A 15361-nucleotide genomic window follows, 5' to 3' on the forward strand; every position below is an offset into this window, starting at 1 on the left:
CAGCCGCTCCGGGCGAGGAGCGTCCCGATGAGCATGCAGGCGTCGCCCGAGGTGAACGCCATGCTGTTCATCCTCACCGGGGAACGTCTCCTCCAGGCCGACGAGGACATGGCGTACGCGAGCCGCCAGCCGTACGGGCGGCTGGGCAAGCGTGTGCGCGATCTGTCGGGGCTGATCGAGAAGTCCGTACGGGACATCTCCACGGCCATGCCGGACGACGTCGGCCGTGAGTACGTCCGGGCCATGAGCATGCTCATCGACGACGGCGGCAAGAACTATCTGCGCGAGTTCGGCGACCAGCTCGACAAGATCGCCGACGGCCGGGTCAAGGCCTCCATGGACATCCTGGAGTCCAAGTGGCAGGTGATCGCGGAGGTCATCCGGCTCCTCATCGAGATCGCCTTCTACCTCGCGCTGTCGTACTTCACCGGCGGTGCCTCGCTCACCCAGATCGCCCTGGCCAAGGCGCGCAGCCGCCTGCTCATCCTCACCACGCTCAGCCATCTGCTGGAGCGGATGCATCTGCTGCCGTCGCTGACCGAGGCGCTGGAGGAGGCGTTCACCACCTTCGTCGTGCGCCTCGGCATGATGCTGGCCGGTCCCGACGGCCGCAGGCCGGACGGGTTCGACTGGGGGCAGATCCTCAAGGACGGGGCGTTCGGCGCGCTCGCCGGCGGCTTCGCCAGCATCTTCCACGGCGCCGCCAAGAACATCCTCAACGGGTACGACAACAATTTCCTCAAGGGCGGCCCGGACCTCAACTTCAAGAACGGCGGACCGGATCTCCCCAAGAACGGCCCCGACCTCCCGAAGCACGGGCCCGACACCCCGAAGGGGAACGGTCCCGACGCCCCGAAGCCCGGCCCCGACACGCCCAAGGGGAACGGTCCCGACGCCCCGAGGCCCGACCCTGACGCTCCCAAGGGAGACGGCCCGGATCTGCCCGGCGACGGGCCCGGCAAGGGCGCGATCACCGGACACCATGTCGTCAAGGAGACCTCCGACTTCATCGCCTCCGGAGGCGCCGAGTCCCTCGCGGAGATCATCGCGGGCGGGCTCTTCTACGGTGACTGGTCGACGAGTTGGTCCACGTTCGTGGGCGCGGGCGTCAGCGACCGGGTCGGCTCGGCGCTCAACACGGGTGCCATCAACACGGGCAACGGTCTGCGCGACTTCGTGGCCGACCTGCGCAACCAGCCGCCGCCCACGGTGTCGGGCACAGGTCCGGTCGGCGGCGCCAGCACCGACGGCAACGACCACGGCACCGACAACGCCCCGCACGGCGAGGACAGTCGCGACAGCGCGACATCCACAGGTCCTCAAGACGGCCTGGGTGAGCGGGACTTCAACGACCAGTACGCCGCCCCGCCGACTTCGACTCGTACGGTGCCGGAGACCGAGAGCGACTTGTGGCGTGACGTCCACACCGGCTCCCCCGAAGCGCGGAACGCCGCCCTCGAAGCCATCGGGGAGTCGCGGGGCACGCCCCCTCCCGGTGTCGACGAGATCGGCGTACGCGACGCGCTCCACCATCAGCTGTCGGACGTTCCCGAGATCCGGGTCGTGTCCGGCGGAACGGGCCCGGCGGCGGCAGCCGACATCGCCGACGTCCGCCATGCCCTGCAGGGGCTCGGCCCGCAGGTGACCGTCACCGGGCCGCCCGGCGCGGCCACCGTGGACTCGTCCCCGACCGCAGGGCCTACGCAGGTCTCCTCCTCCCCCGACGGGATCACGCAAGCACCCTCCAGCACGACCACCGGTCCGGGAACCGCTCCTGCCCCGCCGTCTTCCGCACCGACGCCCTCCGCCAACCGTGCACCGGAGACGACCCAGAACACGGCGCCCCCGGCGGCCGACGCGGCGCACGACGAGACGGCACAGGCACAGGCACAGGCACAGGCACATCAGCCGACCACCACACCACCGGCCGGGGACACGTCACCCACGCCTGTCGCAGACCCTGCTTCTGGACCTGCTTCAGACCCTGCTTCAAGCACTGCTCCTGGACCTTCTTCAGCAGCAGAGCCGAGCGGCTCCGCCACCAGTCAGGACACCGGCACCGTGGAGCCCGAGCCCAACAGCACGCCGGAGCCGACGCTCCTCGAGTCGTCCAACACCGTCGCCCCGCTGGCAGAGCCCGGTCGTCCCCTGACCGTCATGGTCTCGGACACGCCCCTCTCCCTCGACGCCCCGGCCTCCGCGACGCGCCTGCTCGACGCGTCCGGCGCCGACCACGCCGTGGTCCTCGGCCCGCCACCCACTGCTTCCCCTGCGCCGGGAACCCCGGCACCACCGCGCGAGGCCGCCGTCCTGTCCCGGGACGTGCCGAGCGGGCCGGTGCAGGTCCGCCCGCTGCCCACCTCTCCCCCGGCCCAGGGCCCATCGGAGTTCCCCGGTTCGGACGTGTTGCGTCCCGTGACCCAGGCCCTCGGCGCGACCTCTTCGGCCGCCCCGGTCGACTCGGACGCCCCGGCGGCGCGTCCTGTCACCGAGAGCTCCGCAACGGTGGGCACGGACCGGACCCTCACGCCCCCACCCACCACCTCCACGCCTTCCCCGACCACAGAATCCACAGCGGATCCGCAGCCCGCCACGACCAGCACGACCAGCACGACAGCGCCTCTCGCGGCCGAGCCCCAACCGTCCACGAGCACAAACACCGGCGCAGACGCGCACTCGGGCTCGGACACTGATACAGACACGGACACAGACACGGCGGACGTGGCCACCGACCTGCACCTGGAGTCGGGCAGCGTCGCTCCCACCACGACGCCACCACCGGTCACCCCCGTGGCCACGACGCCCGTCGGCACACCGCAGCACCAAGGACCGGTCACACCCAAGCCCCCGCAGCCCGCGCCCCAGAGTCGCCTCGTCGTCACCCGGCCGATCGACGCCCCCGGCGCCCCCTCTCCGGCCACCACCCCGTCGGTCACCACTCTCGACGGACACACGCTCCCTCTGGATCAGATCCGCAAGCGGGTCGTCGGAGATCCGGCTCGCGCCCAACAGGGCGGAGCTGTGCGGACGTTGACCGTCTCGCAGAGCACGGTCGAGGACGGCACTTCGCGCGCCACCGGCCGGGAGCGCCTGCTCGATCAGGACACCTATCGCACCGCCCGCGCGACACTTCCGTCCCACGGCGGGACGCCACCTCGGCAGAACGGCGCGCCCCGGGCCGTCTTCACCGGCCCGCCGCGGCCGCTGCCCGGCTCGGGCACGGAACACGGTGCGGACTACTTCGTGGCTCACGGCACCCCTCGTACGGTCACGCTGGGCACCGGCGACACCGGCCGTCCGTCCGTCGTGGTAAGCGGCGTGCAGTTGGGGAACGTGCTGCGCGCGTGGAACAAGGACGGCGCCACCGAGCGGCCATTGGTGCTGTACTCGTGCGAGACCGGCCGCCGGCCCGAAGTCGCCGGACTTCCGGTCGCCCAGCATGTGGCGAACCGTACGGGCCGTCGCGTCTACGCCCCCACGAGCGAAGCCGGTACGGCCAAGGACCGGGACGGCGAGGTGCGTGCCGTTCTCACCGAGGGTCCCGAAGGTCCGGGCGCATGGCGCCTGTTCACTCCGGAGCCGTCGGGACGGGACCTGGACGCACTCGCCCGGACCAGCGGTCTGCACACCGGCCCGGGGCCGGCCGATCCGTTCGCCCGCGCCCGGACCCTGCAACACGTGCGAACGCTGCGCGGTGTGCTCGGCCACGATGCCGAACAGCGCCCGGACGCGGCCGAGTTGCTGAGCGGTCTGGCCTACGTGGACGGCCTGCGCTGGCGCTCTCCCGACCCGGAAGGCCGGTTCACCGACGGGCGCATGACCCCCGGTCTGCTGCAGCGCATGGTCAGCCACGGGGACACCGCGGCCTCCCCCACAGCACCCACTCCGGACGCGCACATCGCCTTCCTGCGCGACGCCGCGCGACTGGCTTCCAGCGGCGACACCGACACGACGCTGGCCCGTCTGCTGCACTCCCCCGCCCCGCAACTGCCGCCGGACACGCTGGTGTCCCCCGAGGACGTACAGGGTCTGCAATACGCTCCCGCGGCCCGTATCACCTGGCAACTGTCCGATGCTCCGCTGCCGTTGTCCGAGCTGGCGCTGAGCCCCGAGGACACGGCCACTCTGCTCGCCCGCCGGCCCGACCTGGCTGCCGCGTCCTCCCCGCCCACCGTACGCACCGACGTCACGCCCCTGGACGACCTGGAGGTCCTCGGGCTGAAGGCCGGAGGCTTTCGGGGCGCGGTGCAGGTCGAAGGCCGCTCCTTCCGGACGGTGCCGACCGCCGCGGACGGCGACTGCTTCTTCCGTGCCGTGCTCACCGGGGCCCGCGCTCAGGGTGTCGCGCCGCAGTGGGCGCAGACGGACGTCGCGGGGCTGCGCACACTGCTGCACACCGGTCTCAACGGTTCCGAACTCGCCGACGCGCTCACGGAGTCGGCGCCGGACCCGGTGCGGACCGTCGTCGACGATCTGCGCGAGCGGTTCCTGGCCGGCTCGCATCTCGACGACGCCGCTACCCGGCGGGCGGCCGAGTCCGCCTGGGACGCTCTCTCTCAGGCCGCGCTGGCCGGCGATGTGACGACCTGGCAGCGGCTGCTCCGCGAGAGTTCCTACCCTGGCCTCCTCGATGTCGCTCCCACGCCCGAGGCCGCGCGGCGGACGGGCAGTGGCGGTCTGCTCGCCGCGACGGCGGCCCGTACCGGTCTGTGGTCGTCGCCGTTCGGGGACCTCGTGCCGACCGCGCTGGCACGTGCGGCGGACCTGGACCTGCGGGTGGTGCGCAACGGCGCCGTCACCGCGCTGCACCCCGGAGGCCGTGGCGGGACGCTGTACGTCGCGTACAACGGCCGCGACCACTACGAGGGCCTCGCCGCACCGGCCCCGACGACCACCCCGGCGCCTGCCCCGCCGCCCGTCAAGACGGTCCCGGAACCCGCCCGGACGCAGGACCTGTTCCAGGACTGGCTGGACAGCATGCGGTCGCTGGACGAGGCGTTGCGCGACGAGCCGTCGGCGGCGGCCCGTCTGCGCAGCGCCCCGGTCCTCCCGGACACCACACTGCCGTCCGCCGCCGACGACGTCGTGGCGGACGCCCAGCGTCGCGCCGAGGAGACCGAGCAGCGGCTGTCCGACGCGCTCGACGGGGCCACGAAGAGCTCGGGGAGCACGCAAGGCGCCCCGTCCGTCGTCGACGACGGCGTCTCGACGGCGGACGGCGCGGACCCGGCCGAGCCGGCCACCGGCGAGAAGGTACCGCTGGAAACGCAGCTCGAACGGCATCGCCCCACACGCCTGTTGACCGGAGCGGACGCGCCCCCGCCCGGCCCGCCTCCCTCGACGGTCACCTTCGACGACGGCAGCCGCCTTCCGACCGCCCTCATCGGGCCCGACGCGGACGACGCCCGTGGCCCCTCGGGCGGCCTGATGTCCGGGCTGGGCAGGGCGACGCTGCGCGATCCGGATCAGGTGGCCGACGAGATCGTCCGCGGACTGCCGCAGCAGGTGCGCGACCGCTTCGACGACGCGGAACTGCGGCGGTTGCTGGCCGAGGAGCCCGGCGCGTTCACCGGGCCGCGCGGCGCCGGATTCGTGGCGCGCGAACGTTCCGAGGTGGGGTACGAGATCACGGTCGAGGCCGTCCCGTACCACCGGTGGGAGCGGTTCGCCGACGCCGACGGGGCGACGACGAAGGTCGACACCCTGCGTCGCGGCCAGGCGTCGACCGGGGTCTCCCGCAGTGTCGCCACGCTGCGCCGGGCCGCCGGAGCGATCAGTCTGGGCCCGCCGCTGGAATGGCTGCTGAAGCTCGGTGCCTCCATCGGCCGGTCGCGGCGCACCGACTACTCCACGGGAAGCCAGGCGTTCAGCCAGTCCGAGTGGCGGGCGATGGACGGCTCGCACCTGCATGTGGACGACGTGTACTACCGGGTGCGCGTCGACCGGGTCACCCCCGGGCCCGACACCACCCCGCGAGGGCCCGGCGCGATGTCGCCGGGGTGGCACCGGCAGCCGGTGCACGAGGGCGGCTTCGCGGTGCGGGGCGGCCTGACCTGGCGGCTCCCGGACAGCCTGACCGAGCCGTACACGGGTCCCACCCGCGCGCCGGAGACGATCACCTTCCGCGACGGTGCCGCGCCGCGCGTCGCGGACACGACGGCGCTGCACCTGCGGGACTCGCCGGAGGATCTCGCGCTCGCCATGTCCGGTGCGCGGCCCGGGAGTTCGGCGCACCGCACGCTCGTTTCGTTCCTGCGCCCGGGCAGCCTGCTCGGGCTGTTCCCGCGGCTGTCGGGGCAGGTCGTCGGTCCCGAACTGACGCGCGGTCGCTCGCAGCACCCGCTGGGCCACCTGATCGTGGAACGCGCCGTGTCGCACAAGGGCACACGGGTGACCGAGGCGACGAAGGTGGAGCTCCGCAACGTCGACCAGATCACGCAGCAGAACGAGCGCACCCACACCCGTGAGACGCGCTTCGGCGCGCAGATCACTGCCGGGCCCAACCACATGTACCAGGGTGCGGCGGCGGACGTGCGGGTCCAGGGCGGCCCGATGGCCCGCCTCGATCTCGGCGCGGGCCGTGCCCACTACATCGGCGGTTCGGCGGCTCGGAAGATCACCGGCCGGGTCAAGGGCACCCCGGTGGCGCTGTACCAGGTCGAGAAGACGCTCTACGTCCGCCGGCCCGGTGAACCGGCTTCCGCGGCACGACCGTTCCGCGTCGTCACCCTGGACTGGATCCCCACCTCCGAGGCGCAACGGCTCGCCGAGTGGGACACGCGGACTCCCGGGCAGACCGGCCCGCAGCCCGCTCCGGAGCCCGCGGCGCCGCCGTACCTCGCCGCGGACGATCCCTCGCACCTGGGTCACACCCGAGCGGAGGGCTTCGTCCCCGAACAGCTCCCGCCTGCCGACGGCGAGCCCGGCCCTGTGGCGGCGCCGGACCCGATGGCGACGTTCGCCGACGCAGCCCTGGACGCGCTCCATCAGTCGTACCCGGCGCTCTTCCCCGCCCCGTGGGAGCGCCGTCACCCGCGCCTGGCACGCCTGCTGTACGGCGACGGACGTACGCGGGTCGCGCTGCACAACGACCGTCAGGTCCGCGACGCGCTCAGCCGCCCCACGCTCGCGCAGAGCCTGGAGGTCCTGACGACCACGGGTGTGCCGGTGAGTCTCACCGAGGACGGTCCGGTGCGGCGCGGTCACCACACCCTCACGCTGACGGCCCGGCTGACGGACCGACGCTACGAGACGTCGCTGAGCGAGCGGTCGTTGCGCAATTCCGTGAGCGCCACGCAGCAGCTCGGCCAGGCACGGCAGGCCTCCAGTACGCAGTCCGTGGGGGCCGAGCTCGGGATCTCGCCCCGTGACAAGGCGAAGGCGCCGGAGACCGGCTGGGCGCGCCGCATCGGCGGTCTGACCCTCGGCGTCCGGCACGCCTGGGGGCGTCAGCACGCCACGCGCACCACGGTCGCGGTCACCAACGACCACCTCACGGCGCAGACGGCAGCCCATCTGTTCAGCTACCGCGTCGAGTTGAACGCGACGTTCGACGGGCATCGGCGTCCGCGCGGCTGGGCCCGGCTGGCGACGGTCGGCGCTCTGGGCGCCGGAGTCTTCGTCAGTACGGTCCGGCCGCGGCCCCTGTTCGACGGTGGCGCGGCCCCCGTGGGCCGGGTCGAGCTGGCCGCGCCGGCCGCCCACAGTTCACCCCGCTACGCGCCGAGCACAGGCACCCCGTCTCAGGACACCGAACACCCGTCCCCCGAAGGGAACTTGACGCCCGAGGAGGCGGAGCGCCTCGTCGACGGCACCGGCCCCTCTTCCGATCCGGACGCCACGGACGTCACGTGGACCCGGGATGTGCTAAGCCGCCCCTTCGCCGTGCTCAGCGCGGAGGGAGCTCAGCAGCGGCAGCAGGTGGCCGAACGGACGGCCGCGCAAGCGACCGGCAGTTCCTGGCACGTCACCACACCCGGCACCCCCGTGCGGGGCGCCCTGCGCCGCGCCATGGAGAACCTGTCCGTGGCGGGCCACATCGGCCAGATCCTGGGCCCGTTCGGGCAACGTGTCACCGGGCTGCACGCGGCGGGCCCGCTGCAGACCCACCACATCAAGGCGACGCTCCACGCCCGGTTGCGACGGCTGCGCGTGACCGGAGACCCGAACCAGGGCAGTTTCGAGGTCACCACCGGCGCCGACCACCGCACGACCGGCAGCTCGGGCACCTCCTCCCGCACGACGGTCGGCCTGCAGGGCTCCCTGTCGCCGCAGCACGTGGACGGCCACCACCCGGTGCACGGCAGCTACGCGGCCGGCGGGCAGCTCGCGTGGGGCAAGGGCGCCTCCGCCAGTGAGACGCTCGGCAGCGGCCGCAACACGATCCTGACCTACACCGGCCGCACGTACCCGGTGTCCGCCGACCTCACCGAGACCGTCGCCGTACGGGACCGCTGGAGCGCCGCGCTGGGTCTCGCGGGCACGCGGGCGGCGACGTCGCTGCGCTCGTGGGCCGGTCGGGTGTCGCCGTGGGCGGCGGACCACCTGGTGCCCCGGCAGCGCCCCGCGGCGGCCCGCACCCACGAGGTGCGGGACGCCGTGCTGCTGCACCTGCCGATGCAGGACGCCATCGAGACCGGGCTCGCGCCGGACGGCCTGAGCACGAGCACCCCGCACCACCTGGCGGGCGGCTACCGCGTTCCGCCGTTCCTGCGAAACCGCCGGTTCGCCACGCATCCGACGGGCCTGCTCGACGCGAGCCACCACGCACGCGAACTCCTGCCGCGCCTTGAGGCGCTGGGCGTGCCCTCGCACGACCGGGAACAGGTGCTGCAGATGCTGTCCCCGGACTTCCTGCGCGGACAGCTCCACGAACTCAGCACCGAGGGCGTGACGTTGCCCGTGCAGTACCGGGCCTGGGCCAGGCCAGGCGATCTGCCGACGGGCGGCAGCCCCGGGCAGCTCCGGTTCCGGCTGCGCCCGGTGACCACGACCGTCGACCGGCTGCGTACCGGCTATGAGGTGGAGGACTACCGGCCCACCGCCCGCGACACCAGCGGCGGCACGTCCCAGGACCGGGGCGGCGACGTGACGCTCGCCGCCTCCGAGTCCCCGGCCGTGGCCCGCGACGGCGGGCTGCTCGGCATCGGCCCCACCCTCCAGGGCAGCGCGGCGGAACAGCAGCAGTCCGGCCGCTCCCGGGCCGTCGGCACCAGCGCGAGCCCCAACATCGCCACCACGCAGTCCCATGCCGAACTCGTCACCGGCTACGAGCTGGAGGTGACGGCGACGGACAGCACGGGCGACGCGCTGTTCGACACGGTCTCCGGCAACGTCGGCACCCTGCGCGAACTCCTGCCCGTCAGCCTGCTCACACCCGACGGCGACACCGGCGAAGTGGCTGATGTACCCGAACCGCCGCGCACTGTGCGTCTGTTGACGGCCCTTCAGGCGAAGGCGGACGCGGTGTCCGACTGGCGGGCGGAGGACTCCGACCTCGTGCTGGACGACAAGGTCGGGACCGGGTTCCTGCCCGTCGACATCCTGGGCGCGCCCACCGTCCACGACGCCCTCACGCTCGCGACGGCTCGGGCCGACGGCACCGGCGACCGGGACCTCGGCACCACCCTCGACGGCGACGCCCTCACCGAAGCCGTACGCAAGGCGCGGCGCACCCCGCTCACCGCGCTCGGCACCGCCCCTGCGCAGGCGCAGCAAGAGGCGGCGGGGCAGACCGGGTTGACGGCCGGACTGCGCGAGGCGCTCTCGGCGCAGGGCCTCGGGCTGCCGCAGCTGTCGTCCGCCCGGCTGCTGGGCCAGTCGCACACGGCGGACGTGCGCATGTACGCCAAGCTGAGCCGGCGCGGCGCGCGGCTGCTGGCCGTGGAGAACAAGCCCCGTATGGAGGGTGCGGTCCGCGGCAAGACCTCCGACACCCTCGACGCGGGTTCCGCCACCACCACCGAGGCGGCCGTCGGCACCTCCCCGATGGCGGGCACCAGCCAGGCCGGTGTGATCACCCCCGGTGCCTCCGCGACCGTGGGGGGTGCCACCGACGGCACGCAGCTGAAGGGTTCGGTCGAATCGGGCCTCGGTACCCACCTCAAGGTGGCGACCCCGCGCAGCATGCTCTTCGCCCTGCCGGTGCGCTGGCTGTCCGTCGTCGAGGCCGACCACCACCTCACCGACAGCCGCGCCCTGCAAGCCCTGGGGCGGGCCCGGCGCGGGCCGCGCGCGGCCGAGGCCGGGACGACGGCTCTGGTGTGGGTGCGCGAGGACATCGCCGCGGACCTGGGCCTGCTGGACGACACCACGTTCCCCGAGACGACACGGCAGGCCTGGGACGACCTCACCCAGGCGCAGGCGGACCTCACCGAGGCCGACAAGCGCTACTACGACGCCCGGGCGCAGGCCCGCACGGCATGGCTCGACATGACGGACGAGGAACGTGCGTCGGCCGCCGGCGGATTCGAGACGCAGCCCGGGGCGAGCAGTGACAACGCCTCGCCCGCGGTGCGGAGCTGGCGCGCCGCGCGCGAGGAGGCGGCCACGTGGGAGGGCCACGCGGCAGCGGCGGCCGAGCAGGCCCACCGTCTCCACGCGGCCGCGTTCCGCGTCACCCACCCGACACCCGGCACAACGACACCCGACTCCACCGCTGCGGAAGGCGAGGAGGCGACCAAGTCCGCCTACCAGGAGCCGGACTGGCGCTCCGCGGCACCCGCCACCTACACGGTCACGGACGGCGCGGGATCCGGTCCGCGCACCCTCACCTCACCCGACGGCTCGACGGTGTGGGACGTGCACGACGTCCCCAAGGACGGGGCGTCCTTCTTCCATGCGCTGCTCGCCGCGGCGCACCACCACGGCGTACAGGCCCCGCTGGGCGACGGCACACCGACCGGCACCGATCCGATCGAAGAGGCGCGCACCCGAATCGTCGACGCCTTGGGGCAGCGTGGCAACGAGGACCTGCTGTCGGCACTGGCTCCCGAGGCCAATGAGGCCTTCACCGCCGAGGAACTGGCCGCGGCCGAAGTCGAGTTGGACGGCCCACATCAGGCGGAGTTCAGCGCCCGCGGCGCGCTGCCCCAGCCGCGCTGGCTGAGCGAGGGCGAGCGGCTGCGTCTCGCGTCCGAAGCTCTGTCCCGTCCGTTCGGCACGGACGACCGGGCGTGGAACCACGGCGCGGCCGATCTGCTGCCGGCCCTGGCCGCGCGCGTCCTGCGCACGCCGGTCACCGTGGTCACCGCGGACGGACACCATCAGCGGTTCGTGCCGACCGGATCGGATCCCGACGCTTCCGGCCCCGAACTGACCCTGTTCGTCACGGACGATCATTTCCAGGTCGCCCTCCCAGCGGGCTCACCGCCTCCGCCGCCCGCAGTACCGCGCCCGGCCACGTCGACCGACACCACGCCGGTCGACACTCCGGCGCAGGTCTCCGGCCACCGCACGCACACCACGCCTCCATGGTCGCCACCCACAGCGGGCGAGGCGTCCGGGCGTCCCGGCTTCCGGCTCGCCGCCACAGGAGTCCTGACGGCTCCGGACGGCAGCACCTACCGCCAGGGCACGCCGAGCGAACGGGGCAACGGGTTCTTCGGAGCGCTGTCCCAGGCCATGCGGCACGCCTCCCGTCTCCCGGGCACCTCCCGCAGCGATGCCGCGCGTCTGCGGGTGCGGGCGGGCTCGTCACCGGCCCAGTTGATGCGGCTGCACGGGCTGCCGGGCCGGGCCGCGGACCGCGACGCGCTGTTCCGGCCGCCGCCGGTTCGGCCCCGGCGCGGCGCACCGGCACCGAGCGACTTCGAGCGGGCCCGCATCCTGCGCGAGCATCTCGCCACGGCGGCCTGGGGGCAGGAAGCGGACCAGGCGATGGCCCGGTGGGCGGCTCGCGCGTCCGGCGCCCGGGTCACGCTGGTCGAGGAGAACGGCACCGCCCACACCTTCGGCTCGGGCGACACGCAGCTCGTACTGCGCCGTCGGGGCGGCGACTTCGTCCCGCTGCTCCAGCACACACCGCCGTCGGCGTCCGCGCGCGAGGACATCCCGTCGCCCGATCCCGCGAGCACACCCCCGGGCGAGGAGGGCGCGTTCGAGCTCCACACGCTGTCGGGCGCCCGCTCCGGTTCCGCACCACCACAGCACCCGCAGATCACGCAGTTCCCGCGCGACGACGAAGGGGACACGCTCGCCTCGGGCGAGTTCCCGGTCCTGCACGAAGGACAGGGCTGGACCGTACGGGGACAGGTCGACGCCGATCCGCACTCCACCGAACTCGCTGCGGAGAACGCCTCGTTGGGGCTGCGCGGCCGGTTCAGCGCCGAGGGTCCTGGCGCGGGCCGGGTCACGGACGACACGGGCCGGATCCACGACGAGGGGCCCGCCTGGGACTGGTTCCATCGCACACGGGGCCTGATCGCCTCGTCGCGCTTCCGTACCGCACCGGGTGACACACCGGGTTCGCTCGTACCCCTGTCGTGGGAGGACGCGCCGACCGCCGATCAACCGCCGGTGCCGCCGCGCCGGACCGCGGCCCAGGCCTCACCGGCTCTCGACGACCTGCCGCACCCGATGCGCTGGCGCACCGACGACGCGCCCCTGCACCGCTTCACGGCGGAGGCCCCCGACGAGGTGTTCCTCAACGGTCTGCGCGCGCCCGGCACCGGCCTCGCGCACGTCCTGGACCACGCCTACAACGGCGCCTCCGACAGCAGCGGCTACGTGAGCACGACGCGCGACACGGACTACGCGCGCCGGTCCCTCGACCTGGCACCGGCGGCGTCCGCCGCCCTCGACGCCCGCCACCACTGGCGCTACGACCTGGACCTGCCGGGCGGCATCGACGTCAACGGCACCCTGGGCCTCGCCTCTCCCTTCCCCGACCAGCGGGAGGTCCTCTTCCCGGGCGGGATCGCACCGCGCTTCGTGCGCGGTGCCCAACGCCTGCTGGACGGGCGGCCGTTCGGGCCCTACGCCCCGAACCCCGGACACCGCCCGCTGCCGCCGCGCGCACCACGGGACCACCGCCCGCGGCACGTCGTGCGCTCCGGTTTCGACGTCCGCAGATTCACGTACGCCGGCGAACCGGTGACCGACCTGACGGTGCGTGTCGCCGTACGCGGTGGCAATGCCGGCGAGGCATCGCACGTGCTGGATCAACTGCACGCAGGCGTGGCGGAGTTCTTCAACGCACCGGCACACCGCCTCCCGGGCGGCGACCGTCTGCACGTCACCGTCGAGCGGGCCGATCCCTCCGACGACGCGCACCTGACGGTCACGCTCGCCGGCCGCGACCGTCCGATGGACCAGCACACGTGGTGGCGCGACGCGTCCCCCGTGGAGCTGGCGCACGAACTGGCACACCAGCTGGGCCTGCGTGACGAGTACCGGGATCAGGGCTCCGCTCACCGGGCGCAGGTCCCTGGCAGTCTCCTCGGCGCGTACGACCAGGCGCCCCCGGACTCCGCGCTGGCGGCGGCCGGGCTGCGGCCCAGGCACCTGGCCCTGCTGTCCGCCGTGATCGGCGACGTGCCGCTCCACACGCGTACCGACCCGGACGGAGGACCGCTCAGCGACCCGAGCGGGGATGAGGACGACCTGCGCTCCGCACGTGCGGCGGCGCCGCCGGCCGCGCGCCGCGCGATCTGGGTGGACCCGGTGGCCCTTCCCCGGCCTTCGTCACCAGCCACGACCGACGTCGCTCCACGGGCACCGCAGCAGGCGGACGGGAACCCGGCCTCGGCACCTCATCTCGCCGACCTGGAGCAGCACTTCGCGGCCCAGGTGGCGGGCCTGCTCGGACACTCGCCCGTCGACGTCCCGGCGCTCCTCGGCGTCCTGCACCGCCGCACCTCCCTGCTGGGCACCCCGCCGCAGGCATCCTTCGACGACGCCTTCCGGCTACGCGCGGGAACCAGCCTCGCCGAGGTCCTCGACAACGCCGTGGAGCAGGGGCGCCTTCGGCCGCAGGACCACGAACTCGTCCTGACCGGCCTCGGCCTCGTCACGCAGTTCCCCGCCACGTCACAGCCGTTGAGCCCCGTCGCCGTGGCGCCCGGGGCCCACCCCCGCCATCTGCCGCAGGCCATCGGCTTCGCGCAGCGGCTCTCCGAACTCCTGCGGGAGGACGCAGACGCCCCCGGCGCACTCGCCCTCCTGGCCGGCCTGGACCGCGACCTGCCCCGCATCTGGGCGGTCTCCGACGCCTTCCACGAGCTGACGGGCACCGATCTGCGCGAGGCGCTCAACTGGTACGCGCACGACGACGCGGCTCGCGTCCAGGACGTCCTGGGCGACCCCTACACCGCTCCCGCCACCCCGCAGCAGGTCGCCCAGTGGTACGACCGCATGGCACAACTCCGCTACCACCACTACCGCTACGACACGCTCCCGCTCCCCCACAACCACCCCGAGGACGGCTGCTATCTGCGCGCCCACCTGATGGCGCTCCAACTGCAGCGCTGGGGCGCGTCCGTACGCAAGATCACGGTGGCGGGCCCGCGCCTCGGAGTCGTCTCGTCCAACGCCCACAACGCCACCACGCACAACCCGCTGGCCATCACCTGGCGCTACCACATCGCCCCCGCTGTCCTGGCGACCCGGCCGGACGGCACGACCGGCTACCTGGTGATCGACCCGGCACTGGAACAGGGCCCGCTGTCCGACGAACAGTGGCTCACGACGATCGGCGCCCCTCCCGCGGCCGACGACCTCCGCCTGATCGACATGCCGGTCGACGCGGCGCAGGGAAGTCTCCTGCTCGACCAGATCCTCAACCCGGACCAGTGGGACGGCGACCAGCCACGCGGCCGCAACGTCGTCCTGATCACCGACGCGCACGCGCTGTGGTTCCCCTGGCCGAACAGCATCCAGCCCAGCGACCTGAAGAGCGCCGACGACCGGTTCCGCGGCTACGTCGACGAACTCGCCCGGCACAGCTGGGAAGCCCTGGCACGAGCGGTGATCCGCGACATCGAGGACGGCCTGCGGGCACGCGAACACGCCCCGGCGACGCCGGAGAACGCAGCTGCGCACGCGAGCTGGGCGGAGGAACGCTGGACCTGGATGGAACGCGAGGGCCGACTGCTGACCCACCCCGCCCTGGCGGAACGCGTCCGCGCGCTGCTCCCGCCCGGCCACGCGGCCCACGCCTTCGTACTGCTCGACCCGGCAGCCTCGCTCTTCGACCCCGTACCCGGCTTCCAACAACTGGCGTGGACGATGCCGGTCCTGCCCGACCTGGACGCCTTCCTCCCGGCCGACCTGACACTGCCGCAACTCGACCTGGACGACGTGAACTTCGCGGACTTCCTGAACTTCCCGCAGTCGGACTGACCGCCCCACAGAACGCACGCGG

At 73.5% G+C, this 15361-nt stretch carries 1 protein-coding gene; it reads left to right on the forward strand.

The annotated features are described in order from the left end of the window. The first annotated feature begins 27 nt into the window (after positions 1-27). The gene (locus ACVHNB_RS20930; RefSeq protein ID WP_456225543.1) at positions 28-15339 is read left to right on the forward strand and encodes a scabin-related ADP-ribosyltransferase; all 15312 of its coding nucleotides are present in this window, start codon (positions 28-30) and stop codon (positions 15337-15339) included. Positions 15340-15361: the final 22 nt, after the last annotated feature.

This window comes from Streptomyces sp. YJ-C3, from assembly GCF_053891275.1.